The sequence below is a fragment of the Acidaminococcus fermentans genome, assembly GCF_009696675.1.
GTDB lineage: Bacteria > Bacillota > Negativicutes > Acidaminococcales > Acidaminococcaceae > Acidaminococcus.
Window position 1 is genome coordinate 14294 of the sequence record NZ_VULN01000003.1, and the last position, 25793, is coordinate 40086.

Below are 25793 nucleotides of genomic sequence, written 5' to 3' on the forward strand. Positions count from 1 at the left end.
ATTGACACCTCTGTGAAAATACTATAAAATATTTCTGTCCAATCGCGTTCATTGGGTGTTAAGGCGACCTCTGGTTGCCTTATTTGTTGTATGAGTAGGGTTTTATGAAAAATTCGCAAAAGAGGAGGTGCTCATCATAGATCCCATGAGTGTAGTTATTGCTGTAGTCCTTTGTTTATTAGGCGTTGGAGGGGGATATCTGGCTCGTAAAAATGTAGCTGAAGGGAAAATCGGCTCTGCAGAAGAGACAGCCAAACAGATCCTGGAAGATGCCAAGAAAGCAGGCGATGCCAAGAAGAAGGAAGCGCTGCTGGAAGCCAAGGAAGAAATCCACCGTCTCCGGTCCGAAATGGAACGGGAAAATAAAGAAAGAAGAGCGGAACTCAGCAAAAATGAACGGCGTCTGGTCCAGAAGGAAGAAAACGTCGACAAAAAAATGGATGCTTATGAAAAGAAGGAAGAAAAACTTCTGGAACAAAGCAACCGCCTGCGGGAAGCCCAGGCCAAAGTCGATGCCCTGTACGACCAGCAGATGGTGGAACTGGAACGGATTTCCGGTCTCACCAGTGAAGAAGCCAAGCAGGAACTCCTGGACAATGTCCGGGAGGAAGTCAAACATGACAAAGCCCGCCTGATCAAGGAAATGGAACAGGAAGCCAAGGATACCGCGGACCAGAAGGCCCGGGAAATCATTTCCCTGGCCATCCAGCGGTGCGCTGCCGACCAGGTGGCGGAAACCACGGTCACTGTGGTGCCTCTGCCCAACGATGAGATGAAAGGCCGGATCATCGGCCGGGAAGGCCGGAACATCCGGACCCTGGAAACTCTCACCGGTATCGATCTGATCATCGACGACACGCCGGAAGCGGTGATCATTTCCGGCTTCGACCCGGTACGCCGGGAAGTGGCCCGGATCGCCCTGGAGAAACTGATCAACGACGGCCGGATCCATCCGGCCCGGATCGAGGAAATGGTGGAAAAAGCCCAGAAGGAACTGGATCAGAAGATCAAGGAAGCCGGGGAACAGGCTACCTTCGAAGTGGGTGTCCACGGCATCCATCCGGAACTGATCAAGCTGCTGGGCCGTCTGAAATACCGGACCAGCTACGGACAGAACGTGCTGAAACATTCCACCGAAGTGGCTCATCTGGCCGGCCTGATGGCCGCCGAACTGGGGGTGGACGTGAACTCGGCCAAACGGGCCGGGCTGCTCCACGATATCGGCAAGGCCGTGGACCACGAAGTGGAAGGGTCCCATGTGGACCTGGGGGCGGAAGTGGCCAAACGGTATCACGAATCCGATATCGTCATCAACACCATCATGTCCCACCACGGAGACTGCGAACCCACATCCGTCCAGGCAGTGCTGGTTTCCGCCGCCGATGCCATTTCTGCGGCACGGCCGGGAGCCCGTCGGGAGACCCTGGAAACCTATCTGAAACGGCTGACGCGGTTGGAAGAAATCGCCGAATCCTTCGACGGCGTGGAGAAATGCTATGCTGTCCAGGCCGGACGGGAAATCCGCATCATGGTGAAACCGGAAAAGGTGGACGACGATGCCGCCACCATCCTGGCCCACGATGTGGCCAAGAAGATCGAAGAGGATATGGAATATCCGGGACAGATCAAAGTGGTCATCGTCCGGGAAACCCGGGCAGTGGATTATGCGAAGTAGAAATAAAAAAGGGCTGTTGCATGGGCAACAGTCCTTTTTTATTTGTGGGTCACAGCCCTATGCTTTTCTCCATCACCCGATACAGCACCACTGCCAGCACCACGGACACCACATTGCTCACCGCCATGCTGACGGCGCAGTTTATGGCGCTTACGTAAGCGATTGGTTGGGGCAGGCCCAGGATGAACACTTTGAAACTGTAGCGGATCAGGGGCTCGGTGATCACGTTCACCATGGAACCGAAGATGGAGGCCAGGGCCGCGGCCCGGAGCCGGGCTCTGTCTTCCGTGAGCCGGTCCAGTTGGCACAGGTGCTGAGCCGCCCAGGCAGTGGACCAGCCCAGGAGAAACTTGGCCAGGAAGGTGGGTGGGGCGGAAGTGGTGTACCCGGCCAGCAGGTCCGCCAGAGCCAGGCCAATGGCCCCGGACAGGGCTCCGTATCTGGCCCCCAGCACCAGGGCGGACAGCAGGATGAAGGCGTGGCCCACGTAGATTTTCCCGGTCAGTCCCAGACCCATGGGAATCTCGATCCGGAGATAGGAGAAGCAGGCGAAGGCCAGTGCGGCGAACATCCCTGCCAGTGTCAGTTTGCGTATTTGCTGTTCCTGCAATTTCATCAACTCCCTTATAGCTTTTTATTATAGCGCCGGCCCTCCTGTGAAAAAATACACGGTTTGAACGTTTTTGAAAGAAAAATGTGCTTCTTCCGGAACTTTTGTTTCTCCTTCATCCACTCCTTGTGGTATACTGGGGATAATGACGTTGGAAGGAGAGACAGAAATGGCCAATACGCGCGAAGAAGCTTGGGAACTGCTGAAAGAATACAACCAGGAACCCTTCCATCTCCAGCATGGACTGACGGTGGAAGGCTGCTTGCGGTACTTTGCCCGGGAACTGGGCTATGGGGATGAGGAAGACTTCTGGGGCATGGTGGGCCTGCTCCATGACCTGGATTTTGAGAAATATCCGGAACAGCACTGCCGGAAGGAAGCGGAGATCCTGAAGGAAAAAGGCTGGGACGACCGGCTGATCCATGCGGTGGCCAGCCACGGATGGCCCCGGTGCAGCGATGTGGAACCCAGGGAGGAAATGGAAAAGGTCCTCTATGCGGTGGACGAACTGTCCGGGCTCATCGGGGCAGCGGCCCTTATGCGCCCCAGCAAAAGCGTCCAGGATATGGAAGTGAAGTCCCTGAAGAAAAAATTCAAGGACAAGCATTTTGCTGCCGGCTGCAGCCGGGACGTGATCCAGCAGGGGGCGGACATGCTGGGCTGGGATCTGAACAAACTGTTCGAACAGAGCATCCTGGCCATGCGGTCCTGTGAGGAAACCGTGCGGGAAACCATGGAAAAAGAAGAAGGAAAGGCCTGAAGGGCCAAAAACAGGGGGAGCGGGGCCTTGAACAGGGGTCCTGCTCTTTCGTATAATAAAGAGAAAGAGAACTGCAACCAAGGAAGTGATACCATGGATCGTCATTATGCGGAACCTCATGAAGTCATGTATCATACCCAGCTGTCCCGGGAACGGCTGATGGGAGCGGATACGGCCCTGCTGCCCGGGGATCCGGGACGGGTCCGGTCCCTGGCGGAAGCCATGGGTCCTACGGTGGATCTGACCAGCCACCGGGAATACACCAGCTGTCTCACCCAGGTCCAGAACCGGCCGGTACTGGTGTGCTCCACCGGCATGGGAGGACCTTCCACCGCCATCTGCCTGGAAGAACTGGCCCGGCTGGGGATCAGACGGGTGATCCGGGTGGGGACCACCGGCTCCATCCAGGACGGCCTGGAACTGGGAGATGTGGTGATCATCAAGGCCGCGGTCCGGCTGGAGGGCACCAGCTCCCACTATGCCCCTCTGGAATTCCCGGCGGTGGCGGATTTTGAACTGACCCAGCTACTGGCCTATGCGGCCCTGGTGGAAAATGTGCCCCATCAGGTGGGCATCTGCTGCAGCTCGGATACCTTCTGGCCCGGCCAGGAACGGTACGACAGCTTCACCGGCTATGTACTCCGCCGGTTCCAGGGGAGCATGAAGGAATGGCAGCAGCTGGGGGTCACCAACTACGAAATGGAAACCGCCCCGGTGTTCGTCACCTCCCAGGCCCTGGGCCTGAAGGCGGCCAGCTTGTGCGGGGTGGTGGCCAAACGGACGGAAAGCGAAAGCATTGCCTTGCCGGAAATCTACCGGCTGGCGGAGAACCGGTTCCAGACCATTGTCCGCCGGGCATTGAACGAGTTGTTGGGAAGGGAGGAAAAGAAATGAAACGGTGCATCATCCTGATGATGGATTCCTTTGGCATCGGGGGCGCCCCTGATGCGGCAAAATTCGGAGACGCCGGAGCGGATACCCTGGGCCACATTGCCCGCTGGTTTGCCCGGCAGAAGGAGCAGGCCCCGGGAGCGTCCTTCCTGGCCCTGCCCAACCTGGCCCGGTATGGGCTGGAACTGGCCCACAAAAGGAGTACCGGGGAGGACCTGGCCCATTCCATCGGCAGTCCGGAACCCCTGGCCGGGGCCTATACCTATGCCAAAGAGATCAGCAGCGGCAAGGATACCCTCAGCGGCCACTGGGAACTGACAGGAGTGCCGGTGATGTTCAACTGGGGCTATTTTCCCGACAAGCCCCACTGCTTCCCGAAGGACATCATTGACGGGCTGATCCGGGAAGGCCATCTCCCTGGTGTGCTGGGGGAAAAGCACGCTTCCGGCACGGTGATCATCCAGGAACTGGGAGAAGAGCACATGCGTACCGGCAAGCCCATTGTCTACACTTCCGCTGATTCGGTGCTCCAGATTGCCGCTCATGAACGGACCTTCGGACTGGAGAATCTGTACAAACTCTGTGAGATTGCCTACAGACTTGTCCAGCCCTACCACATCGCCCGGGTCATCGCCCGTCCCTTTGTAGGGGAAAAGGCCGGGGAATTCACCCGTACCGGGAACCGCCACGACTATGCAGTACCGGCGCCGGAAAAGACCCTGCTGGATGAAGTGTACGAAAAAGCCGGTGGGGTCTATGCGGTGGGGAAAATCGCAGATATTTTCGCCCACAGGGGGATAACCCGGGCCTGGCATGCCACCGGCCTGGACGCCCTGTTCGACGCCACCCTGGAGGCCCTGGACGCTGCCGGAGACCGGAGTCTGGTGTTCACCAACTTCGTGGATTTCGATTCCACCTACGGCCACCGGCGGGACGCCAAAGGCTACGGGGAAGGGCTTATGACCGTGGACCGGCGGCTGCCGGAACTGGCGGCCCGGCTCCAGCCCGGAGACCTGGTGCTGGTCACTGCGGACCACGGGTGCGACCCCACCTGGAAAGGGACGGACCACACCCGGGAACACGTGCCCATGCTGTTCTTCGGACCGGAAGTGAAGCCCGGGCCCTTGGAACCCATGGATACCTACAGTGATGCAGGGCAGATCCTGGCCCATCATCTGGGACTGGAACTGGCCCGGGGGAAAGCCCAGGAGGTGCTGAAATGAAAAGATTCCAAAAGCTGCTGCTGACCCTTTGTTTCGTCCTGACGGGCCTGTTCCTGATGGTGCCGGCAGAGGCGGCAGAACAGGCGGCCGCCCCTGACCTGCTGGATCGGAAGACCATTGCCTTTGTGGTCTATGACCATACGGGAGAAGCCACTGCCTCCATGAAGGAAGTGTGGAAGCGCCAGGTACGCCAGGCCTATCCCCGGGCGAAGTATGTCTTCCTCCCTGATGCCCAGGCGGCGGAAGGGGCCAATGAGGTGCTGCTCCAGTTCGGAGGAGACGGGTACCCCATTGAAAAGGAAGTCCTGGATAAGATTGCCGACAAAACGGGAGCCACCGTGGTGTCCCTCCTGGTGGTCCGGGCCATGGACGAATTCTACATCCAGCCCATGTTCCTGGGAGGCTGGGACGATGACGGACCGGATACCCTGCTCCGGGTGGTGTCCGGGGCGGATATGTACATTTATCGGAAGGATCCGGGGAAGTACATGAAGAAAAAGCTCCGGAAGGTGGAAACTACGGATATCGCCCTGGCAGTCCATCCGGAAAAAGAAATCCAGTACGCCCTCAGCAACCTGGCCATGACCATGGAGGGGAAAGATTTGATTTGAAGGAGGTGAATGATGATCAGTCCTGAAGTTTGGAAAGGGATCCTGATCCCTTTTGCCGGAACCAGTCTGGGGGCCGGCTGCGTGTATTTTATGAAGGAACAGCTCCACCGGAATGTCCAGCGGGGGCTCACCGGCTTTGCCGCCGGTGTCATGGTGGCAGCGTCCATCTGGAGCCTTTTGATCCCGGCCCTGGAGGAAAGTGCCGGGCTGGGGAATTTCGCCTTTGTACCGGCGGTGGTGGGCTTCTGGGCGGGAATCCTGTTCCTGCTGCTGCTGGATGTGGTGATCCCCCATCTCCACATGAACACCGATGAACCGGAAGGGCCCCGGAGCCATCTGGCCCGGACCACCATGATGCTGCTGGCGGTGACCCTCCACAACATCCCGGAAGGGATGGCGGTGGGGATGATCTACGCCGGGTTCCTCACTGATCCCGGATCCATTTCCCTGGGCAGCGCCATTGCCCTGTCCCTGGGGATCGCCATCCAGAATTTCCCGGAAGGGGCCATCATTTCTCTGCCTCTCAAGGCGGCAGGGATGAACCGGCACCGGGCGTTTTTGGGCGGGGTACTGTCCGGCATCGTGGAGCCCATTGCGGCGGTGGGGACCATCCTGGCCTCCGGGGTCATCGGCCACCTGCTGCCCTATTTCCTCAGTTTCGCCGCCGGGGCCATGCTCTATGTGGTGGTGGAGGAAATGATTCCGGAAATGTCCGAAGGAGAACATTCCAATATTGGAGTCCTCACCTTCGCCCTGGGGTTCACAGTGATGATGACCCTGGATGTGGCACTGGGGTAGAGAAAATCATAAAATTTTCTATGCGTTGTTTAAACAACGGATTCTTTTCCTGCTCCGGACTATAATAAAGCCATCGAGTGAGAAAACAATCTGTTGAAGTTTTTATAAGAAAAGGGGAGTATACCTATGGAAAACAAGATGTTCTGTTATCAGTGTCAGGAAACTGCCGGCTGCAAAGGCTGCACCGTTGTCGGGGTCTGCGGCAAGAAGCCGGAAGTGGCTGCCATGCAGGATCTGCTGATCTACGCCACCAAGGGTCTGTCCGCTGTGACTACCGCCCTGCGTGCCGCCGGCAAATCCGTCAGCCGGAACGTGAACCATCTGGTGACCGTGAACCTGTTCACCACCATCACCAACGCCAACTTCGACCGGGAATCCATTATTGCCCGGATCAAAGAAACCCTGGCTGTGAAAGCTGATCTGCTGACCCAGCTGGATGACACTTCCAGCCTGCCTGCTGCCGCTCTGTGGAACGGGGACGAAAGCGAATTCGATGCCAAAGCCAAAACCGTAGGCGTCCTGGCCACCGAAAACGAAGACATCCGGTCCCTGCGGGAACTGATCACCTACGGCCTGAAAGGCCTGTCCGCCTACAGCAAGCATGCCAACGTGCTGGCTCAGGACGACGAAGAAGTGGACGCTTTCATCCAGCGGGCCCTGGCTGCCACTCTGGACGACAGCAAGAGCGTGGATGACCTGGTGGCTCTGACTCTGGAAACCGGGAAATACGGCGTACAGGGCATGGCTCTCCTGGACAAAGCCAACACCACCGCTTACGGCAACCCTGAAATCACCACTGTGGACATCGGCGTCCGGAAGAACCCGGGCATCCTGATCTCCGGCCATGACCTGAAAGACCTGGAAATGCTGCTGGATCAGACCGAAGGCACCGGCGTGGATGTATACACCCATTCTGAAATGCTCCCTGCCCACTACTATCCGTTCTTCAAGAAATACAAGAACTTCGCCGGCAACTATGGCAACGCCTGGTGGAAACAGAAGGAAGAATTCGAAAGCTTCAACGGACCCATCCTGATGACCACCAACTGCATCGTTCCCCCCAAAGACAGCTACAAGGGCCGTCTGTGGACCACCGGTGCCACCGGCTTCCCGGGCTGCCGTCACATTGACGCTGACGAAAACGGCCACAAGGATTTCAGCGAACTGATCGCCCAGGCCAAGACCTGCCCGGCTCCCACTGAAATCGAAACCGGCAGCATCGTAGGCGGCTTCGCCCATGAACAGGTCTTTGCCCTGGCTGATAAAGTGGTGGATGCTGTGAAATCCGGCGCCATCAAGAAGTTCGTGGTCATGGCTGGCTGCGACGGCCGGATGAAGAGCCGTGAATACTATACGGAATTCGCCAAGGCTCTGCCGAAAGATACGGTGATCCTCACCGCCGGCTGCGCCAAATACAAATACAACAAACTGAATCTGGGTGACATCGGCGGGATTCCCCGGGTGCTGGATGCCGGTCAGTGCAACGACTCCTACTCCCTGGCTCTGATCGCCCTGAAACTGAAGGAAGTCTTCGGCCTGAAAGATGTCAACGAACTGCCCCTGATCTTCAACATTGCCTGGTACGAACAGAAAGCCGTCATCGTCCTGCTGGCCCTGCTGTACCTGGGTGTGAAGAACATCCATCTGGGACCCACCCTGCCTGCCTTCCTGTCCCCCAACGTGGCCAATGTGCTGGTGAAGAACTTCGGCATTGCCGGGATCACCAACGTGGAAGACGACATGAAACTGTTCTTCGGAGCCTGATCAGCCATGATCAAACTGTACGATCCGGATACCTGCCCCTGCAGCCATACCCACTGCCCCCGGTACAAGGACTGTGAGCCCTGCATCGAATTCCACCACAATTCGGAGGAATATCCCCTGACCGCCTGTGAGCAGGTGGCTGAGAGGGAAAAACGGCAGGCCCGCTGACAAGAAAGAAGGCTTTTCCATGGGAAAGCTGCAAGTAAAACGGATTTACGAAGCCCCCGCTGAAACGGACGGCAGCCGGTTCCTGGTGGACCGGCTGTGGCCCCGGGGCATTAAAAAGGAAAACGCAGCCCTTACCGGCTGGGACAAGGAGATTGCTCCCACCAACGGACTGCGCCGGTCCTTCGGCCACGATCCGGAAAAGTTCCCGGAATTCGCCGCCGGCTACCAACAGGAGCTGGAAGCCAATCCGGAAGCGGGACCCTTTGTGGAAAAAATAAAAAAAGCCCTGGCCCAGGGCAACGTAACCTTGCTGTACGGAGCCAAAGACCAGGAGCATAACAATGCGGTTGTGTTGAAAAAGTGGATAGAGAAAAAAGAGACTGGTGCCTGAGCATCAGTCTCTTTTTCTCTGTCAGCGGTCAATGGTCTCCTCGATCCACTTCCCGATCACCCGGGCCAGTTCCAGCCGGACGGTGTCCAGGGCGTGGTTGCTGGGGAGGATCACTTTTTTGTGATGGCCGGTACCCGGAAGGGCTTCCAGCTCTTTCCACAGGGGCTCCACCATCCATTCCGGAGGGGCCACTGTATCCCGGCTGCCTCCGATCAGCAGCAGGTTCCGGTCCTGGAACCGGTGGGCGTTCTGGACGAAGCTCCATTGCCGGGCGTGCTGGACGCTGTCCTGCCACAAATCCTCAAACCGCCCCACATGGAGCACGGCGGCCGCCTGGGCAAACAGCTCCTTCAGCTGGCTGTGAGGCACGTGTTCCAGCCCCGCCTGGTGGTCGTAGGGACAGAAGGCCACGGTGCCCCGGAGAAAGGGCAGGAACCGGGAAGCGTTCAGCACCGTGTTCCCCCCATTGGAATGGCCCACCAGGAAGATGTTGGCCGGATCGATGGCGTAGGCTTTGGCCACCTCTTCCCGGGCCCACCGGGCCAGGGCCACTGCGTCTTCGATGCAGTGGGAGAAGGAATAGGTACCTTCGCTGCCCCAGGCTCCCCGGTGGTAGGGGCGGATCACCACACAGCCCATCCGGCGCAGGCACTGGGCCAGGTCGTCATTGTTGTTGGTGCCCGGGATACCGTGGCACAGGACCACCGCCGGGTGGGGTGCCTCATAGATCCCCGAGGGCAGGTAGATTTCCCCCAGCACCCGGTCCCCGTCAATGGGCAGGTCCAGTTCCAGGGAATCCGGCAGGGGAGCATCCTGGTAATCGGGCTCTTCCAGCACATAACGGGCATCAATTTTCATAAGTCAAAGCTTCCTTTCCAGCAGCGTCTCCGTTGAGATTCTTTTTGTACCAGTTTTTTCCGTGGAAGATCCGGGTAATCAGCATGGATACCACCGTATCCCCGCAGGAGTTCAGCAGAGTGCACCCGGGGTCGAACAGTTCAATGACCATCAGCAGGATGGGGAAGGCGCTTTCCGGCAGGTGGAATACGGAAACAATCATGGTTTCCCCGGCAGCCCCGCCTCCCGGTACGGAGGAAGTGGCCACGGAAGCGGCAACCCCCAGGAACAGGGCCAGGATGAAGTCAAAGCCCGCCAGGGGATGGCCGAACAGGGTGGTGGCCAGCACTTCCGAATAGACCACGGCGATGCAGGCACCGTCCATATGGCAGGTGGCTCCCATGGATACCACTACGGAAGAAATGTCCCGGGGTACCCCCAGCTTGTCACAGGCTTCCATCTGGAGCGGGATGGTGGCGGCGGAAGAACGGGTGCCCAGAGCCGTCAGGGCCGGAGCCAGGATCACCCGGAAATAGTTCTTCACGCCCCAGGTGCCGGCGGCCAGCCAGGCATAGAATCCCAGGAACACGAAGAAGTATACAAAGACCACGGTGTAGAACACCACCATGGCACTGCCGTAGGTCTTCAGCAGGTCGATGCCGTAGGTGCCGGTGAGATCCGCAAAATAGGCGCCCAGGCCGATGGGAGCCGCCTTCATGAGAATGGCCACCATTTTATAGCACACCAGGCTCATGGCGTTCATCCATTCCACCACCGGTTTGGCAGGTTCCCCGATCAGGGAAACGCAGATGCCGAAGAAAATGGTCAGGATGATGAGGGGCAGCACATGGAACCGGGAAATAAGGAGCGGCAGATCTCCCACCGTAAGGGTGTTGACGATCTGGTCCGCAATGGTCACCGGTTTGGCCGCTGCCTGGGTTGCTGCCGCCGCAGGAGCTGTAAAGGAGGTGGGCACTCCGGTGAAATGGGTCACCAGCAGGATCAGGCCACCGGAAATGGTGGCCGTGAGAACGAAAATGATCAGGGTATAGCCGATCATTTTCCCCACCTTACCAGTATCTTTGGTAGCGGCAATGGAGCCGGCAATGGAGAAAAAGATCAGTGGTACGATGAGACAGAACAGCAGGTTCAGGAAAATCTGTCCAATGGGCTTCAGGAAGGAAGCCTTGTCTCCCAGTACCAGGCCCAGAATGGCCCCCAGGATGCAGAAGGTGATCAGGATAATGGGATCCCGATAGTTGGCCAGGGCGGAACGGCCCGACCGGTTTGCGGTTGTCATAAAAAGTCCCCCTAACTGAGTATGAATAAGAACATGAACAAATTATAGAACTTTCCTTCTTAAAATACAAGAAAGAGTCAGATTCTTTATCAAGTGTCCCTCCAGGACGTATGAATTTCTGCTTCATGGATTTTACGTTAACCCATATATAAAAGAGGTTGAACAATCCGCCCAAATCCGGTACACTGGAACCATTATGGAAGAATACACCGAAGGATACATCAGAGCCCTGGGCCAGTTCCAGGGCAGCCGCTATGACCACAGCTTCATTGCCCGGATCCATTATGCCAGGGTCCGGCAAGCCGGGCCGGACTGCCGGTTCCGGTGCGTCTGTCTGAAGGACCGGACCCGGAGCCAGCTGCTCCAGGCGGAAGCCTGGGAGGGAGACCGCCAGGTGGGGACATTACAGGTAGAACTGCTTTTTGCCGGCTCAAAGGTAAACCATACGGAAAAAGTAGGTTTACTGAAACAGGACTCCGGACCTCCGGAAGGGTACCGGCCCTGGCGGGCCTTTTCCCCGGAAGAAGTGAGGGAGTTTTCCCGGCGCACCGGGGATACCAATCCCATCCATCTGGAGGGCCGGCCGGTGGTCCAGGGGCTGCTCCTGTGGCAGAGCCTGTTCCGGCACCTGGGAGAACCGGAAAGCATCCATATGTTGTTCAAAGCCCCCGTCCACGGGGGAGAAATGATTTACTGCAGGGAGGAAACAATCAATGAGCGAAATGAGAGAGAATTTGCATCCGTCTGTGGCCGCAACCGGCAGCCGGGAACAGATCCGGTTCATGACCGGCAGCGCCGTCTGTGTAGCGCTGCTGGCAGTGTCGGCGTACATTTCTTTTCCGCTGCCTTTTACCCCGGCCATGGTGACAGCTCTCACCATTATGGTGAACCTGGTGGCCTTTATCATGAAGCCGAAACAGGCAGCGATCATCCTGGGAATCTATCTGCTGCTGGGAGCCGTGGGGGTTCCGGTGTTCGTAGGGGGCACTTCCGGACTGCACAAGCTGATCGGACCCACCGGGGGCTTCAATCTGGGCTTCCTGGCGGCAGCTGTGGCCATGAGCGCCGTCCGGGGGAACACCCGGTCCTTTAAGAAGCTGGTGGCCATCGGCATCTGTGTGGGCATGCCCATCATTTATGTGGGGGGCTGCCTGAGCATGTATCTGGTGGCCAAAGTAGGGGTCTGGAAGACCCTGGTGATGGCCGTGTTCCCCTTCCTGATCGGGGATACCCTGAAAGTGGTCCTGGCTGCCTTCCTGGCCAACCGGCTCCAGCGCTATGGGTTCTGAGAGACGGGTCCAGGACGTGTTCCTGGTGGGAGGCCTCCGGAGCCATCTGGGCCTCCAGAACGGAATCTTTAAAAATGTACCGCCGGAGAAACTGGGTGCTGCCCTTCTCCGGCAGCTTTGTATCCGCTGTCCGGCAGCCCGGGAAGCCCAGCTGATCCTGGGAGGCAATGCCGTAGGCAGCGGGGGGAACCTGACCCGGCTTATGGCCCTCACTGCCGGATTCCCTGTGGAAACGCCGGCCCTTACCCTGGACATGCAGTGCGCTTCCGCTCTGGGGGCCCTGTCCCTGGCCTGGGGGAAGATTGCCAGCGGCCAGCTGGATGTGGTCCTGTGCGGGGGGGTGGAATCTTCCTCCATGCAGCCCCGGCGGGTGTACCAGCCCTGGGACAGCCGGTACACCCCGGAAGGCTACATGACCGCCCAGTTCTCTCCGGATACCCACAGCCCCCGGGCCATGCTGGAAGGAGCGGAACGGACGGCCCAGGTGTATGGGGTGCCCCGGGAGGAACTGGACAGCTGGGCCGTGCGCAGCCACCGGAGGGCGGCCCAGGCGGCGGAAGAAGGCCGGCTGGGACCCTGGGTGGTGTCCCTGTTCGGCAGTACAAGAGATGAAAGCATCCGGCCCCGGATGAACGGGAAACTGGCCCGGCGGATGCCCACCCTGTTCACCCGGGAGGAAACGGCGGCCCTGCTGACCCCGGAAGAACGGAACCTGGCGGGAGACTGTACCCCCACTCTGACTGCGGCCAATGCCTGCCTGACCCAGGACGGGGCAGCCTTCCTGGTGCTGGCTTCCGGTCGGCAGCGGGCTGCCTGGCGCCGGGCCGGGAAACCGGTGCGGCCTCTGGCCCGGATCCTCCACGGTACGGAAGCGGGCGTGGATCCCCGGTTCAGCCCTCTGGGCGCCCTGACCGTGGGAGAAAAGATCCTGGAAGAAACCGGGCTCCCGGTGGAAGCCATCGACGATTTTGAATACAATGAAGCCTTCGGGGTGATCTCCGCCCTGTTTGCCCGGCAGTATCCCACCTGTACCGACCGGTACCTGCCTCTGGGGGGTGCTCTGGCCTACGGCCATCCTTATGGATGCAGCGGTGCTGTGCTGGTGCTCCATGCCCTGGCAGCTCTGGAGGGACAGGAAGGGAAAAAGGCCCTGTGCGCCATTGCCGGGGCCGGAGGCACAGGAGCCGGAGTGCTCCTGGAAACTTTGTAGCAGAAAGAAGAATCAGCCATGGATTATGGAACGATACTGGAACAATGGGCCCGGGTCCAGCCGGATAAAGCCTGCCTGGTGGAAGAGGAGCAGGTCTTTTCCTATGGGGAAATGGCCCGGAAGGCCCGGGTGTACAGGGACAGCCTGAAGCAGCTGGGGATTCCCCGGCAAACTGTTCTGATCATCCGGCCCAGACCGGCGGCTCAGCTGGAAGCCTTTTTGGGCGCGGAACTGGCAGGCTGGGTGCCGGTGTTGGGCCATCCGGACCTGTCAAAAGAGGCGGCGGACGAACTGGCCCGGGTCCGGCAGATCGGGTGGATCGACGACGGAACCCTGCGGCCCGGATGCCTGGAGGCTCCAGTGCCGGCCAGGGAACTGTGCATGGGGGTCCTGAGCAGCGGCTCCACCGGGCTGCCCAAGCTGATGTTCCGGACCTATGGCAGCTGGGGGGATTTCTTTCCGGAACAGGACCGGAAGTTCCAGGTGGACCGGGACACGGTGGGTTTCTGTGAAGGGAGCATGAGCTTTACCGGGAACCTGAATGTGTGGGCCCAGCTGCTCCATGCCGGTGCCACCCTGGTGATGGCCTCCAGTCTCCGGAGCACCCGGTGGAAGGCTCTGTTGGACCGGTACCCGGTGACCCTGCTGTACCTGGTGCCGGTGAAGCTGAAGCTGCTGTTCCAGGTGCTGGAGCGGTCCTATCCGGCTATGAAGACGGTGCTGGCAGGGTCCCAGCTGCTGGATGGGGAAACAGCCCGGACCCTGAAAGCGCATTTTCCTTCCAGCCAGGTCCTGCTGTATTACGGGGCCAGCGAACTGGACTATATCACCTGGCTCACCTATGAGGAGCTGTTGGCCCATCCCCAGAGCGTGGGAAAGCCCTGCCCCGGGGTGAAGGTGGAGCTCCGGGAGGGGATGATCTGGATCGATACGCCTTACCATGTGGCTGGTCTGCCCCGGCCCTGTACCCTGGAGGATATGGGATATTTCGATAAGGACGGATATTTGATCTTCCTGGGTCGCCGGGGTCAGGTGATCAACAAGGGAGGCCTTACCATCAGCTGCAGCCGGGTGGAACAGGCCCTGCTGCAGGTGCCCGGGGTACGGGATGCCTGTGTGGTGCCCGTCCGGGACGAAAAGCGGGGAGAAGACCTGGGCGCTGGTGTGGTGCTGGAACCGGGGATCACCCTGCCCCAGGTACGAAAAGCCCTCCGGAAAACCCTGCTCCCGGGAGAAATCCCCGGCCGGTGGGAACAGCTGGACCAGCTGCCCCTTACGGGAGTGGGGAAGGTGGATTACAAGAAGGTGAAGGAGAGTCTGGCGTTCTCATACCCTCATTCGTGACAAAAGGGTGCCATCGTTTACGGTGGCACCCTTTTGCGGTATACTATATTATGTAGAAGTATATACAGGAAAGTAGGGATTCCCATGAAAAATTCCAAGATTTTAACATTGGCCATCCTGGCCTCTTTGCTGTCCACCCCTTGCGCCTGGGCGGCCCATAAGACCACGGCGGCTGCTGCCGCCACTTCGGCCCAGACGGAAACGGCGAAACCGGCCAAGGCCGAAAAAGCCGCTGCCAAGGCGGAAAAAACGACTGAAAAGACTGCACCGGCGGAAACGACAGTTGCAGAAACCACGGCGGCAGAACCGCTGCCGGCGGATAATTACAGTGCCGCCAAGATGGTCAGCGGCGAAAAGACCGCTCTGGCTGACAGCTATGCGGCTCTGGTGGCGGACGAAAGTGCCCTGCTGGTGAAGAACGGGGCGGACGTGACCCTGTCCCATGGGGCCATTACCAAAAGCGGCGCCACCACTGACGTGCTGGGCAGCAAGTTCCACGGCCAGAATGCGGCAGTGCTGGCTGCAGACGGAGCCCTTGCCATGGACGGGTGCACCATCCGGACGGAAGCGGACGGGGCCAACGCCGTGTTCGCCACAGGGTCCAAAGGCAGCGTGAAGCTCCACGATTCCAACATCCGCACCACCGGGGCTTCTTCCCGGGGCCTGGATGCCACCGAAGGGGGTACCATTACGGCGGACAACATCAACATCGGTACCACCGGTATCCGGTCTGCGGCCCTGGCAACGGAACCTTCCGGAGCCAGCGTGACAGTGAGCAAGAGCACCATCAACACTTCCGGAGAAGGCTCTCCCCTGGTGTATTCCAAGGGAACCATCAAGGTCAGCGAAGTAAAGGGCACCGCCGGAGCCAGTGAAATCGCCGTGGTGGAAGGGAACAACTCCATCCATCTGGAATATGTGGATCTGTCCGGCAACGGCAGCCACGGGGTGATGCTGTATCAGAACAAGACCCGGGACAACGGCCCTGACGGCAAGGCCCTGGGCCGGTTCGCCGCCAAAGGGTCCGCTCTCCGGAGCCTGAAGGAAGGCCCCCTGTTCTACGTGACCAACACCGCAGCCCGGATCTATTCGGAAATGACCACCATGCAGTATCTGGGGGGCACCCTGATCCGGGTGGAAGCCAACCAGTTCGGGGACGCCGGGACCAACGGCGGTGACCTGACCTTCATGGCCAACAACCAGGGGCTTTACGGCAATGTGTCCGTGGACGCCAGCAGCACCATCCTGATGGACCTCCAGAACGGCAGCCACTGGTCCGGAGCCATCAATACGGATAACACCGGCAAGAAGGTGGACGTGAACCTGGACGCCTCCTCCAGCTGGTCCCTGACCGCTGACAGCCATGTGGACGGGTTCACCGACGGGACCACGGCCCTGACCAACCTGAAGGGCAACGGCCACACCCTGTACTACAACAGCAGCAGTGCCGCCAACGCCTGGCTGGGCGGCAAGACCTACGAACTCCAGGGCGGCGGGTATCTGAAGCCGGAGAAATAAGAGTGCAGAGTGAAGAGTAAAGAGTGAAGAGGGTCTGATCATGAAACAAACGAAAAAAATCACGGCGTCTCTGCTGGCGGCTCTGGCTTTGACGGCTCCCTGCTTTGCCACGGGGGCTGCGGCCCAGTCGGCCAGTGATAAAACGGCCCAGACGGCTCCTCTGACCAAAGAAGACCGGGAACGGGCGGAACTGCGGACCAAGACCTACAAGGCCCTGCTGGATCTGTACAAACGGAAACCCCAGTCCCGGAAGGCCATCCAGAATGCTTTTGGCTATGCAGTGTTCGTGGACACCAGCTACAGCGTGGGTCTTTTAGGTGGGGGCCACGGCCGGGGACGGGCCATCAACCAGCACAGCGGCCGGGAAGTGTTCATGAAAATGGGCGAGATGAAAGTGGGTCTGGGCCTGGGGGTCCGGCAGTCCAACATCATCTTTGTGTTCGGCAATGAAGACGCCTTCAATTCTTTCATTACCAAAGGATGGACTTTTGGTGGTGAAGCGGTGGCTGCTGCCGGAGACGGGGTCAACGGGGATGCCCTGGAAGGTTCCTTCCAGGTGGCACCGGGCATGTGGATGTACCAGGTGACCACCAAGGGACTGGCCGCTGATCTTACCGTAAAGGGCACCCGGTTCTATGTGGATAAGGACCTGAATGTGAACACGGTGGTGAAATGACGGAATTGCAAACTCAGGAACAGGGCCTCCTGACCCTCCGGCCGGTGGCCTGGTACCGGGGCCTGCTGCCGGAAAAATTCGGCTTGCCCCGGCAGAGCGGCCTGGTGCCGGATCTGACAGGACGGGTGGAAATGGCGGAAGGGTTCCGGGAACGGGAAGCCCTCCGGGGCCTGGAAGGGTTCTCCCACCTGTGGCTGATCTGGGGCTTTTCCCAGAACCACACCTGGTCGCCTACCGTGCGGCCGCCCCGGCTGGGAGGCAATACCCGTCTGGGGGTCTTCGCCACCCGGGCCCCCTTCCGTCCCAATCCCCTGGGCCTGTCCCTGGTGGAACTGGACAAAATCATCTGGGAGGGCCCCCATGGCCCGGAACTGTGGGTGAAGGGGGCGGACCTGATGGACGGTACCCCCATTTATGACATCAAGCCCTACGTGCCCTACGCCGATGCCCGTCCTGACGCACGGAGCGGCTTCGCCCAGGGGGCGGACAGCACCCTGGAGGTCCGGTGTTCCCCGGACCTTCTGGCCAAACTGCCGGAAGACCAGCGGGGGCCCCTTTTGGGGATCCTGTCCCAGGACCCCCGGCCCCATTATCAGAAAGATCCGGACCGGATCTACGGTATGGCCTTCGGAGCATGGAATGTAAAGTTCCGCATTGCAGAAGAAAATGTAACTGTAATTTCCATTGAAAAGATTCAATAATCATCAAAATAAGAAAAAAAGAGCTGTTACCTGTATTTTACAGAGAACAGCTCTTTTTTTATCTGTCTTGCAATTCCCTCTTCCGACCAGATGCGGTTGTTTATCCAACCGCATCTTTTTATGTTATACTAGGAATATTAAGGAAAAAAGGAGCGTGGAACCATGTTTAAAAAAGCGGCTTTGGCGGCTCTGGCCCTTTGTTTCAGCCTGTCCGTCCCGGCTTTTGCCGAGGTGGAAAGCCAGCAGGCCCAGGTGGGGAACCTGGAAATGACCTGGCCGGTGGTACATACCAAGAACAAAAAAGCGGATACCATGATCAACAAGGACATCAAGACCTTTATGGATGATTTCCGGGCCGGGTTCGTGGACCGGAAGTTCACCTCCGGCCGGACCTGGTATGAAACCAAATACGAGGACAACCAGCTGGTTTCCCTGGTGCTCAGCGATCTGCGGACCCAGGGCAGCGACAACAAGGTCCGGACCAGTGCCGTGGTGTATGAACTGGCCAGCGGCCAGCGGCTGCCTCTGTCCGCCTTTGTACGGGTGACGGTGGCCGACCTGAACGGATACCTGGCCAACCAGTGCTACAACAGCAGCGATGTGAAGATCCATCCCATTAAACAGGTGACCCGGGTGCCGGAAGATTTCTTCCTGAACCAGGACGGGAGCATTTCCATCCTGTTCCAGACGGACGAACTGGGAACTCTCTTGGATGGTCCGGTGTACATCCGTCTGAGCCAGCCGGACCTCCGGGACCTGAACACCCGGAATCCCCGGGCCTGAGATGGTCCTGAAAAGAAATCAAGGGGGATGGCTGGTCCGCTTTCTGGCAGCCGCTGCCCTGCTGGTGCTGCCTCGGGCGGCCTGGGCAGCCTCTCAGCCGGCGCCGGACCGTCCGGTGAAGCAGGCGGCCATGACGGCCATGGCGGCGGCCGTGTGCGCCGGCAGCTATCACCCGGAAAACAGTGAAGAAGTCCGGTATCTGGAAGATTACGGCTGGAAGCTCACTCCCTATACCCTGAAGGACGGGAAAACGGAAGTGAACTTCACCCTGGCCCGGAAACCGGATCCCATCCGGGGGAAAATCTGGAATGTGCTGGCCTTCCGGGGCAGTGCCTCCAAAGGGGACTGGAAGCTGAATCTCCAGATGGAGACGGTGGACTATCCTTCCGGGAAACCGGCTGCCGGAGAAACGGCCAGCCCGGCAGTCCACAAAGGCTTCCTCCAGTACGCCCGGACGGCTCTTTCCCAGCCTCTGGATGTGGATGGGGACGGGAAGACGGAAAATCTGGGGGACTACCTGAAAACCCATCCCAGGGAACGGCTGCTGCTCACCGGCCACAGCCTGGGCGGAGCCGGGGCCACCCTGGTGGGAGAAGAACTGGCGGCCCAGGGGGTATCCCGGGCCCAGATCCCGGTGATCACCTTCGGGGCCCCGGCGGTGGGAAACCGGGCTTTTGCCCGGGAATACGGAACGAAGATCAGCCTGCTCCGGGCGGTGACCTCTCTGGACCCAGTGCCCGGGGCGCTCCAGACCGTGACCCGGTCCGGGTATCAGCAGCTCGGAGAAAAGAAAGAATATGCCCTATCGGGAAAATACACGGACTACCAGCATCCCATTTCCTATTATCTGGACCTGGCGGTACGGGATTATTATCAGGAACGGCAGAAAGCAGTGGAAGCGGGAATCTGGCCCCCGGCACCCCGGGAGCAGCGGGAGGGTACCGGTCCCTTGACGGCCCTGGTGATCCTGAGCCGGGACAACGGGGCGGATACCCGGTATTCCCCGGATCTGGGCCAGTTCCTGCTGGATGAATACCGGAGCCTGCTGCCCCGGTATGTGGTGCTGGAGTACCGGCACACCGCCGGCAGCGAGGACCTTTGGTCCCAGGAAGAGATCCGGCAGAAAGCCCGGCAGGCCGGGGCGGACATCCTGGTGGTGGCCCAGGTGGAACGGCACCGGGTGGGCCAGAGCGACAAATGGTCCATCCAGCTGGGCCAGGAAGTGCTGGGTCTGGGGACTGGCGGAGTCCACAGGGTGACGGCAGGCAGTACCCGGGTGCGCTTCGAGCAGGGAGTACTCCAGAGCCTGCTGACCCTGTGGGAAGAACAGAAAAAAGAAGTACAGAACGTCCTGCCGGAAGCCAACAGGCAGGAACCATTGTGGATATTTTTGCGGGAAGAGGGGAATTTGAATGAAAATCATTGACGGCCATATGCATTTTTTCCGGTATGAAGGCTTCGACCAGGTGGCCAAAGCCGCCGGCCATGAAAATACAGTGGAGAACTATTTGAAGGCCTGCCGGGAGAACAACGTGGTGCTGTCGGTGGCCATGGGCAACGCACCTCTGGGGCCCAGCCGGTTCGGAGGGGTGGTGCCCCGGGTGCCGGATCTGGCGGGCCCCTGCACCCTGGATCCTTACAACCAGCCGGCGGAAATCGCCTTCTGTGCCGGGCTGGAAAGCAACGCCCTTACCAAAGAGAACTGCGAAAAGACTGCCCAGGAATTCGAACCGGTGGTCCGGAACCCCCACTGTGTGGGAATCAAGATCTACACCGGCTACAACCAGGTGTACGCCTATGATCCAAGGCATTTTCCCCTGTATGAACTGGCGGAAGCCTATCAGGTGCCGGTGGTGTTCCATACGGGAGATACCGCCGGGGGCCACGGGCTTCTGAAATATGCCCATCCCCTCACCATCGACGAAGTGGCGGGCCAGTTCCCCCGGGTGAAGTTCGTGATCGCCCACTGCGGCAATCCCTGGATCTTGGATGCCATGGAAGTGGTGGCCAAGAATCCCAATGTGTATGTGGACCTGTCCGGGCTCCTGGAAGGGAAGTTCGACGGGGCCATCTTCTACGAAAAGCACCGGGATTATTTCCGCTATATCCGGATGTGGCTGGACTATGTGGACCGGTACGACAAGGTGATCTACGGCACCGACTGGCCGCTGATCAACATCCACAGTTACATCGACAACATGAAGCTGGTGGTGCCGGAAGCCCACCACGAAGAATTTTTCTACAGGAACGCCCTGCGGGTCTACACCAAGCTGCTGGGGCTCCTGCCTAAGGAGGAGAACGCATGATTACAGGAAATCTGGACCATCTGGACCGGCTGGCAGGCCAGCTTACCGGGCCGGTGAAAAAGGCCCTGGAACTGCTGGCGGAACGGGATGTAACGGAGCTGCCGGTGGGAAAGAAACTGCTGGCCGGAGAAGACATCTTTGCCAGCGTCAACGAGTATGAAACGGAACCGGCCCGGGACCGGCGGCCGGAAAAACACTTTCAGTACATCGACATCCAGATCCTGGGTGTCGGACGGGAAGCCATCGGCTACACCGACGTGGAAAACGCCGGAGAGATCACCGAAGACCGGCGGGAAGCCAATGACGTGGTGTTCTACGGTCAGGTGAAAAAGGAAAACGTGGTGAAGCTGGAAAAACGGGATTTCGCCATTTTCTACCCCTGGGAAGTCCATCGGCCCAACTGCCATTTTGACGGGAAGGCGGAAAAGGTTAAAAAAATCGTAGTCAAGGTACGGATGGATCAATAAAAGCAGGGAGTCAGCCTGCTTTTTATGTGAAAACCCTGCAACATTTCTGCGACTGTTCCGGAGGCGAAGCCCAGCGGGTGTGGATCGCCACGGTGCTGGCCCAGCAGCCGGATCTTCTGTTCCTGGACGAACCAACTGCTTTTCTGAACATTTCCTACCAGGTGGAAGTGATGCAGCTGGTCAAGAAGCTGAACCGGGAAAATGGTATGGGCATCGTCATGGTTCTCCATGACCTGGGCCAGGCTCTGGAAGTCAGCGACCGGGTGGTGGTGATCCAGAACGGGAAGAAATACGCGGAGGGCCCTCCGGAAGAACTGCTGGCTCGCCGGGGCCTGTATTATGCCTTATGGAAGAAAGAAACCGGAGACAATGCGGCTGGAAAGAGAGAGGAAACATGAACATACTGACTGCAGGCGTGGATTATTTCATCAAAGGGGGCTGGGTCATGTGGCCCCTGCTTTTCTGTTCCATTGCCGCCCTGGCCATCGGGGTGGAACGGATGCTGTTCTTCCGGAGGGCAGACAGCGGCCGGGAATTCACCAAGGCCTTCTGCACCTATGTGGAAAACAATGACTGGTACCAGGCCAAGGAACTGGCGGACCACACCCAGGGAGAAATCGCCAAGCTGGCCACCATTGTCATGGAGCGGCATGACAATTACGGGTACCTGGAAAACTTCATCAGCTACCGGGCGGAACGGGCCCTGGACAAATTCGAGAAGAACCTGCCCTATCTGAACATTATCGTGACCCTGGCTCCGGTGCTGGGACTTTTGGGTACTGTTACCGGGATGATGGGAGCCTTCACCCACCTGACCCAGCGGATGACCAACCCTATGGGAGTTACCTCCGGCCTGGCGGAAGCCCTGATTACCACGGTATTTGGCCTGTGCATCTCCATTATCGCCGTAGTGTTCCATGGATATTTTGAACGGCGGATGAAGACCATCACCCTGAACATCGAGGAAATGGGCAACACCCTTCTGGAAGCGGTGCGGAAGAAGGAAACCTGCAGCGTATGCTGCCATTCGGAACGGAGGCGGGCATGATCAAGCTGAAGGACCGGAAAAAAAACGACCTGGGGATCATGATCAGTCCCATGATCGACATGAGTTTCCTGCTGCTGGTGTTCTTCATCGTTACCACCATGAACATGAGTGAAGTGGAAACGGTGCCGGTCCAGCTGCCAGCGGCCACCCAGACCCGGATCCAGCCGGAGGCCCGGTTCAATGTGGCGGTGAAGGCGGACGGCAGTCTGTACCTGGGGACGAAACCGGTGACCCGGGAAGCCCTCATCGCCCAGGCCAAAGCCGCTGCGGCCAAAGACCCCCAGTTTTCCCTGGTAATCTACGGGGACGGGCAGGTGCCCTATGAAAAGGTCCTGGGGCTCCTGGACGATTGCAAGGCCGCCGGGATCCTCCGGGTGGGCCTGGCGGCGGAAAAGGCGGCGGACCATGGGCAGCAGTGACAGCCGGAAGGGGCTGTTGGTGTCCCTGGGGGTCCATCTGGCGGTGTTCCTGGCTCTGGGAAGCGTCGGGTTCCAGGCCTGGCAGAAACAGCAGGAACAGGATAAAGTCTACACCGTAAACATCGTTTCCGGCAGTCCCTATCATGGGTATGGGGAAGTGCCCGGGGCCCGGCTGGGGAACGGGAACCCTCCGGCTCCTGCAGCAGGACAAAAGCCGATGACTGCTGCTTCCCGTCCCCAGGTTCCGGCGGTGCCCCGGATGACGGCCCCGGATGCCATTCCGGAAGAACGGACCGCTGCCCAGAACAGCCCGGCAGCCCCTGTACCGACAGAAAATGCCAGTTCGGCTCTGACCGGCAGCGGAGAAGCATCTTCCAGCGGCCAGGCTGCCGGGGATCTGGAAGGGGGTAGTCCTGACGGAGTCTCCAATGGGGGCAATCCGTCAGGCAGCCCGGGAGAACCTCCGGGCCCGGCAGGGGCGGATGGCCCCGGCTTCGACACGGAAGCGGTCCAGTCCGATGTATCCGCCAGCTTCCTGGGAGGGCCGGCGCCGGAATATCCTGATGCGCTCCGGAATCACGGGATCCAGGGCTCCGTCCGGGTCCGGATGATTGTGGGGAAGGACGGCTCCGTGGAAAGCGCTTCGGTGGTGTCCAGTTCCGGCTATGGTCCCATGGACCAGGCAGCCCTGGATGCGGCCTACGGCTATGCTTTTGAACCGGCGTACAAGGAAGGATACCCGGTCCGGTGCTATGCGACAAAAACATTTACCTTCCGGCTGAACTGACCGGGGAGACCGGCCGCGGCTTTCGGGCGGACCGGTCTCACGGGGGAATCTGAAACATGCGGAAAGGAATGACCTGCAAAATACAGTGTAAAGGAGCGTTACCATGGATCAAACGTGGCTGAAAAGAAGAATCCTGCTGGCGGTAAGCCTGGCAGCCGTACTGGGCGGTGCCCAGCTGTGCAGTGCCGCAGAGGCATCTGATACTGCGATGGACAATCTGGAACTGGGAGAGACGGTGGTCACCGCCACCCGTACCAAGCTGGAGGAAAAACAGGTCCCCATGGCGGTCCAGGTGATCAAGGCTGACGAAATGAAAAAGAAAGGGGCCTACAACGTCCGGGACGCCATCAAGAACGCCACGGGCATCGACGTGTCCCGGAACGGCACCTCCATGGTGGGGAACAAGGTAAGCGTCCGGGGCATGGGAACCACGGAAACCCTGATCCTGGTGGATGGCCGCCGGATTGCCGGAGAAGATTCCGCCAGCACCATGAATGCCTACGAGCTGGACCGGATCAACGTGAACCAGATCGACCGGGTGGAAATCCTCCGGGGATCCGGTTCCGCCGTCTGGGGCAGTGATGCCACCGGAGGCGTGATCAACATCATCACCAAAAAGAACAAGCCCCAGGGCGGCTATGCGGGCACCCGCACCGGCAGCCTGGAATCTTCCGTGTACGGAGGCTTTGCCACCGGGGACATGGGGAAGCTGAACATGAACTTCGATTTCAACCTGACCAAGGTCCGGAAGGAGGACAACAACGGCAGTACCAACATGTACGGCCCCCGGCGGAATTTCTCCTTCAATGGGAACTACCGGTTCAATGATCACAGCGGCCTGGACTTCGGGGCCAGTTTCATGAAAGAACAGCTCACCAGCCTGTCCGGCAGCACCACCGCCGGCACCACCACCAGCTACTATGACAACAACCGGTCCGACTATCATGTGAAGTACTACGGCTTCGACCGGAAGAACGACTGGGAGATCCAGTCCTACTACAGCCGGCTGGGGAAAGTGGGCCGTACCCGGACAGCCGCCTGGGACGATTTCAACCATGCCCGGTATTCCACCTGGGTCAACGAAGCCAAGAACACCTACAAGATGGACAAAAACAACACCCTTACCTACGGCATGGAAGTGAAGAACCAGAAAGCCGGGGGCACCCGGTTCGCCAACTCGGGCGGGGGCACCCGGATCGAACGGTATCTGGGCATGACCAGTCCCTACGGGTCTGCCAGCCAGAATTCCTATGCCTTCTATCTGGAAGACGAAATGAAGCTGGGAGACAAGCTGCTGTTCGTTCCCTCTGTCCGGTTCGATCATCATGACAGCTTTGGCAGCGAATGGTCCCCCCGGGCCGGGCTCACCTACAGCTTCAGCAAGGCCAGCCGGCTGAAAGTGAACTACGGCAAGGCCTTCCGGGCTCCCACCATCTTCGAACTGTACTCCCAGATGATCCATTCCCCCATTGCCTCCATGCGGGTGATCGTGGAAGGGAACCCGGATCTGCAGCCGGAAAAATCCACCAACTTCGACATCAGCCTGGAAGGGGAAAAGGGCAAGGCCACCGGGAAACTCACCTACTTCCGCAACAAGATCTCCAACCTGATTGATTCGGAAAGAGTGTCCCTGAGCTTCAGCGGCGGGATCCGGAACTTCCTGTACAAGTACCGGAACGTGGACAAGGCCACCTTTAACGGGGTGGAAGCGGAAACCCGGTATAAGTTCGACAAACACTGGAGCGCCCGGGCCAACTACACCTACCTGGATGCCCGGGATGGGAACACCAACAAGCGGCTCACCGGCCGGGCCCTGAATACCGGCACTGTGGAACTGTCCTGGACCGATGCCAAAAAGGCTCCCTGGACTGCCACCCTGTACAACCAGTGGTACCAGAACTATCTCACCAGCGCCGACAACAAGTCCTATTCCTACAGCCTTACCAATTTCGTGGTGACCAAGGACATCGGCAGCCTGTCCCTGTACGCAGGGATTGACAACCTGTTCAACAAAAAATTCGACAGCAGCGACAGCATCTGGACCGACGGACGGGTCTGGAGAGCCGGCGCTGAATGGAAATTCTAAGGAGGATGCCCATAAAAACCATCGTACTGTATTCCAGCCGTACCGGCAACAACCGGAAGGTGGCGGAAACCATAGCCGCCGCCCTGCCGGGATCTGGAAAACGCCGCCTGGTTCGCCCGTCCCTTGTTCGA

Annotated in this window: 27 protein-coding genes; 24 read left to right on the forward strand and 3 right to left on the reverse strand. The window is 59.1% G+C overall.

Annotated elements, in window-relative coordinates; genetic code table 11:
- The first annotated feature begins 145 nt into the window (after positions 1-145).
- On the forward strand, positions 146-1675 hold the full coding sequence (gene rny, locus FX155_RS02355; protein ID WP_022487168.1) for a ribonuclease Y: 1530 nt from the start codon (positions 146-148) through the stop codon (positions 1673-1675).
- A 49-nt stretch (positions 1676-1724) separates the two neighbouring features.
- Here the strand turns inward: rny and FX155_RS02360 are convergent, their stop codons facing one another.
- Positions 1725-2291 carry an ECF transporter S component gene (locus tag FX155_RS02360; protein WP_229778404.1) on the reverse strand — a complete coding sequence of 189 codons (567 nt, stop codon included), beginning with the start codon at positions 2289-2291 and terminating at the stop codon, positions 1725-1727.
- A 163-nt stretch (positions 2292-2454) separates the two neighbouring features.
- Here FX155_RS02360 and FX155_RS02365 point away from each other — a divergent pair, with 163 nt between their 5' ends.
- From FX155_RS02365 to FX155_RS02400, 8 genes are all read left to right on the forward strand, one after another.
- Positions 2455-3045 carry a hydrolase gene (locus tag FX155_RS02365; RefSeq protein ID WP_154487702.1) on the forward strand — a complete coding sequence of 197 codons (591 nt, stop codon included), beginning with the start codon at positions 2455-2457 and terminating at the stop codon, positions 3043-3045.
- A gap of 93 nt (positions 3046-3138) precedes the next feature.
- Positions 3139-3939, forward strand: a complete 801-nt coding sequence (udp, locus tag FX155_RS02370; protein WP_154487703.1) for a uridine phosphorylase — start codon at positions 3139-3141, stop codon at positions 3937-3939.
- Entirely contained in the window at positions 3936-5159 is a 1224-nt protein-coding gene (locus FX155_RS02375) for a phosphopentomutase (protein WP_154487704.1), read from the forward strand. The genes udp and FX155_RS02375 overlap by 4 nt, the downstream gene beginning before the upstream one ends.
- Positions 5156-5770 (forward strand): hypothetical protein, encoded by a 615-nt coding sequence (locus FX155_RS02380; RefSeq protein ID WP_154487705.1) that lies wholly within the window; start codon positions 5156-5158, stop codon positions 5768-5770. Before FX155_RS02375 ends, FX155_RS02380 begins: the two co-directional genes overlap by 4 nt.
- Before the next feature lie 12 nt (positions 5771-5782).
- The gene (locus tag FX155_RS02385) at positions 5783-6568 is read left to right on the forward strand and encodes a ZIP family metal transporter (protein WP_154487706.1); all 786 of its coding nucleotides are present in this window, start codon (positions 5783-5785) and stop codon (positions 6566-6568) included.
- A 126-nt stretch (positions 6569-6694) separates the two neighbouring features.
- A complete protein-coding gene (gene hcp / locus FX155_RS02390; protein ID WP_022487175.1) occupies positions 6695-8332 on the forward strand; it encodes a hydroxylamine reductase in 1638 nt (545 codons plus the stop codon).
- A 6-nt stretch (positions 8333-8338) separates the two neighbouring features.
- A complete protein-coding gene (locus FX155_RS02395) occupies positions 8339-8500 on the forward strand; it encodes a hypothetical protein (protein ID WP_022487176.1) in 162 nt (53 codons plus the stop codon).
- 19 nt (positions 8501-8519) lie between these two features.
- The gene (locus tag FX155_RS02400) at positions 8520-8891 is read left to right on the forward strand and encodes a DUF488 domain-containing protein (RefSeq protein WP_154487707.1); all 372 of its coding nucleotides are present in this window, start codon (positions 8520-8522) and stop codon (positions 8889-8891) included.
- A gap of 21 nt (positions 8892-8912) precedes the next feature.
- Here FX155_RS02400 and FX155_RS02405 read toward each other — a convergent pair whose 3' ends face one another.
- Both FX155_RS02405 and FX155_RS02410 read right to left on the reverse strand, forming a co-directional pair.
- Complete coding sequence (locus FX155_RS02405; protein WP_154487708.1) at positions 8913-9749, reverse strand: alpha/beta hydrolase family protein; 837 nt, start codon at positions 9747-9749, stop codon at positions 8913-8915.
- Positions 9739-11028 (reverse strand): dicarboxylate/amino acid:cation symporter, encoded by a 1290-nt coding sequence (locus tag FX155_RS02410; RefSeq protein WP_154487709.1) that lies wholly within the window; start codon positions 11026-11028, stop codon positions 9739-9741. Before FX155_RS02410 ends, FX155_RS02405 begins: the two co-directional genes overlap by 11 nt.
- Before the next feature lie 713 nt (positions 11029-11741).
- On the opposite strand from FX155_RS02410, the gene FX155_RS02415 reads away from it, so the two are divergent.
- From FX155_RS02415 to FX155_RS02485, 15 genes are all read left to right on the forward strand, one after another.
- Entirely contained in the window at positions 11742-12317 is a 576-nt protein-coding gene (locus tag FX155_RS02415) for a biotin transporter BioY (RefSeq protein WP_154487710.1), read from the forward strand.
- Positions 12307-13527 carry a thiolase family protein gene (locus FX155_RS02420; RefSeq protein WP_154487711.1) on the forward strand — a complete coding sequence of 407 codons (1221 nt, stop codon included), beginning with the start codon at positions 12307-12309 and terminating at the stop codon, positions 13525-13527. The genes FX155_RS02415 and FX155_RS02420 overlap by 11 nt, the downstream gene beginning before the upstream one ends.
- An 18-nt stretch (positions 13528-13545) precedes the next feature.
- Positions 13546-14871 (forward strand): AMP-binding protein, encoded by a 1326-nt coding sequence (locus tag FX155_RS02425; protein ID WP_154487712.1) that lies wholly within the window; start codon positions 13546-13548, stop codon positions 14869-14871.
- 84 nt (positions 14872-14955) lie between these two features.
- On the forward strand, positions 14956-16389 hold the full coding sequence (locus FX155_RS02430; protein WP_154487713.1) for a hypothetical protein: 1434 nt from the start codon (positions 14956-14958) through the stop codon (positions 16387-16389).
- A 40-nt stretch (positions 16390-16429) separates the two neighbouring features.
- Entirely contained in the window at positions 16430-17065 is a 636-nt protein-coding gene (locus tag FX155_RS02435) for a YSC84-related protein (protein WP_154487714.1), read from the forward strand.
- Positions 17062-17766, forward strand: a complete 705-nt coding sequence (gene tsaA / locus FX155_RS02440) for a tRNA (N6-threonylcarbamoyladenosine(37)-N6)-methyltransferase TrmO (RefSeq protein WP_154487715.1) — start codon at positions 17062-17064, stop codon at positions 17764-17766. The genes FX155_RS02435 and tsaA overlap by 4 nt, the downstream gene beginning before the upstream one ends.
- 162 nt (positions 17767-17928) lie before the next feature.
- Positions 17929-18549, forward strand: coding sequence for a hypothetical protein (locus FX155_RS02445; RefSeq protein ID WP_154487716.1), 621 nt, complete (start codon positions 17929-17931; stop codon positions 18547-18549).
- 1 nt (position 18550) lies between these two features.
- Entirely contained in the window at positions 18551-19975 is a 1425-nt protein-coding gene (locus FX155_RS02450) for a lipase family protein (RefSeq protein ID WP_022487187.1), read from the forward strand.
- Positions 19962-20855 carry an amidohydrolase family protein gene (locus FX155_RS02455; RefSeq protein ID WP_022487188.1) on the forward strand — a complete coding sequence of 298 codons (894 nt, stop codon included), beginning with the start codon at positions 19962-19964 and terminating at the stop codon, positions 20853-20855. The genes FX155_RS02450 and FX155_RS02455 overlap by 14 nt, the downstream gene beginning before the upstream one ends.
- Positions 20852-21322: a YhcH/YjgK/YiaL family protein gene (locus tag FX155_RS02460; protein ID WP_022487189.1), complete on the forward strand. Its 471-nt coding sequence runs from the start codon at positions 20852-20854 to the stop codon at positions 21320-21322. The genes FX155_RS02455 and FX155_RS02460 overlap by 4 nt, the downstream gene beginning before the upstream one ends.
- A 26-nt stretch (positions 21323-21348) precedes the next feature.
- A complete protein-coding gene (locus tag FX155_RS02465) occupies positions 21349-21720 on the forward strand; it encodes an ABC transporter ATP-binding protein (protein ID WP_326831104.1) in 372 nt (123 codons plus the stop codon).
- Positions 21717-22370 carry a MotA/TolQ/ExbB proton channel family protein gene (locus FX155_RS02470; RefSeq protein ID WP_022487191.1) on the forward strand — a complete coding sequence of 218 codons (654 nt, stop codon included), beginning with the start codon at positions 21717-21719 and terminating at the stop codon, positions 22368-22370. Before FX155_RS02465 ends, FX155_RS02470 begins: the two co-directional genes overlap by 4 nt.
- A complete protein-coding gene (locus tag FX155_RS02475; protein WP_229778405.1) occupies positions 22340-22789 on the forward strand; it encodes an ExbD/TolR family protein in 450 nt (149 codons plus the stop codon). The genes FX155_RS02470 and FX155_RS02475 overlap by 31 nt, the downstream gene beginning before the upstream one ends.
- Positions 22776-23576 (forward strand): energy transducer TonB, encoded by an 801-nt coding sequence (locus FX155_RS02480; protein ID WP_154487717.1) that lies wholly within the window; start codon positions 22776-22778, stop codon positions 23574-23576. The genes FX155_RS02475 and FX155_RS02480 overlap by 14 nt, the downstream gene beginning before the upstream one ends.
- 103 nt (positions 23577-23679) lie before the next feature.
- Positions 23680-25662 (forward strand): TonB-dependent receptor plug domain-containing protein, encoded by a 1983-nt coding sequence (locus FX155_RS02485; protein ID WP_154487718.1) that lies wholly within the window; start codon positions 23680-23682, stop codon positions 25660-25662.
- The last annotated feature ends 131 nt before the right edge of the window (positions 25663-25793 follow it).

Coding starts and splice junctions, on each gene's coding strand:
- rny (WP_022487168.1), top strand. CDS start 146: ATGAGTGTAGTTATTGCTGTAGTCCTTTGTTTATTAGGCGTTGGAGGG.
- FX155_RS02360 (WP_229778404.1), bottom strand. CDS start 2,291: ATGAAATTGCAGGAACAGCAAATACGCAAACTGACACTGGCAGGGATG.
- FX155_RS02365 (WP_154487702.1), top strand. CDS start 2,455: ATGGCCAATACGCGCGAAGAAGCTTGGGAACTGCTGAAAGAATACAAC.
- udp (WP_154487703.1), top strand. CDS start 3,139: ATGGATCGTCATTATGCGGAACCTCATGAAGTCATGTATCATACCCAG.
- FX155_RS02375 (WP_154487704.1), top strand. CDS start 3,936: ATGAAACGGTGCATCATCCTGATGATGGATTCCTTTGGCATCGGGGGC.
- FX155_RS02380 (WP_154487705.1), top strand. CDS start 5,156: ATGAAAAGATTCCAAAAGCTGCTGCTGACCCTTTGTTTCGTCCTGACG.
- FX155_RS02385 (WP_154487706.1), top strand. CDS start 5,783: ATGATCAGTCCTGAAGTTTGGAAAGGGATCCTGATCCCTTTTGCCGGA.
- hcp (WP_022487175.1), top strand. CDS start 6,695: ATGGAAAACAAGATGTTCTGTTATCAGTGTCAGGAAACTGCCGGCTGC.
- FX155_RS02395 (WP_022487176.1), top strand. CDS start 8,339: ATGATCAAACTGTACGATCCGGATACCTGCCCCTGCAGCCATACCCAC.
- FX155_RS02400 (WP_154487707.1), top strand. CDS start 8,520: ATGGGAAAGCTGCAAGTAAAACGGATTTACGAAGCCCCCGCTGAAACG.
- FX155_RS02405 (WP_154487708.1), bottom strand. CDS start 9,749: ATGAAAATTGATGCCCGTTATGTGCTGGAAGAGCCCGATTACCAGGAT.
- FX155_RS02410 (WP_154487709.1), bottom strand. CDS start 11,028: ATGACAACCGCAAACCGGTCGGGCCGTTCCGCCCTGGCCAACTATCGG.
- FX155_RS02415 (WP_154487710.1), top strand. CDS start 11,742: ATGAGCGAAATGAGAGAGAATTTGCATCCGTCTGTGGCCGCAACCGGC.
- FX155_RS02420 (WP_154487711.1), top strand. CDS start 12,307: ATGGGTTCTGAGAGACGGGTCCAGGACGTGTTCCTGGTGGGAGGCCTC.
- FX155_RS02425 (WP_154487712.1), top strand. CDS start 13,546: ATGGATTATGGAACGATACTGGAACAATGGGCCCGGGTCCAGCCGGAT.
- FX155_RS02430 (WP_154487713.1), top strand. CDS start 14,956: ATGAAAAATTCCAAGATTTTAACATTGGCCATCCTGGCCTCTTTGCTG.
- FX155_RS02435 (WP_154487714.1), top strand. CDS start 16,430: ATGAAACAAACGAAAAAAATCACGGCGTCTCTGCTGGCGGCTCTGGCT.
- tsaA (WP_154487715.1), top strand. CDS start 17,062: ATGACGGAATTGCAAACTCAGGAACAGGGCCTCCTGACCCTCCGGCCG.
- FX155_RS02445 (WP_154487716.1), top strand. CDS start 17,929: ATGTTTAAAAAAGCGGCTTTGGCGGCTCTGGCCCTTTGTTTCAGCCTG.
- FX155_RS02450 (WP_022487187.1), top strand. CDS start 18,551: ATGGTCCTGAAAAGAAATCAAGGGGGATGGCTGGTCCGCTTTCTGGCA.
- FX155_RS02455 (WP_022487188.1), top strand. CDS start 19,962: ATGAAAATCATTGACGGCCATATGCATTTTTTCCGGTATGAAGGCTTC.
- FX155_RS02460 (WP_022487189.1), top strand. CDS start 20,852: ATGATTACAGGAAATCTGGACCATCTGGACCGGCTGGCAGGCCAGCTT.
- FX155_RS02470 (WP_022487191.1), top strand. CDS start 21,717: ATGAACATACTGACTGCAGGCGTGGATTATTTCATCAAAGGGGGCTGG.
- FX155_RS02475 (WP_229778405.1), top strand. CDS start 22,340: ATGCTGCCATTCGGAACGGAGGCGGGCATGATCAAGCTGAAGGACCGG.
- FX155_RS02480 (WP_154487717.1), top strand. CDS start 22,776: ATGGGCAGCAGTGACAGCCGGAAGGGGCTGTTGGTGTCCCTGGGGGTC.
- FX155_RS02485 (WP_154487718.1), top strand. CDS start 23,680: ATGGATCAAACGTGGCTGAAAAGAAGAATCCTGCTGGCGGTAAGCCTG.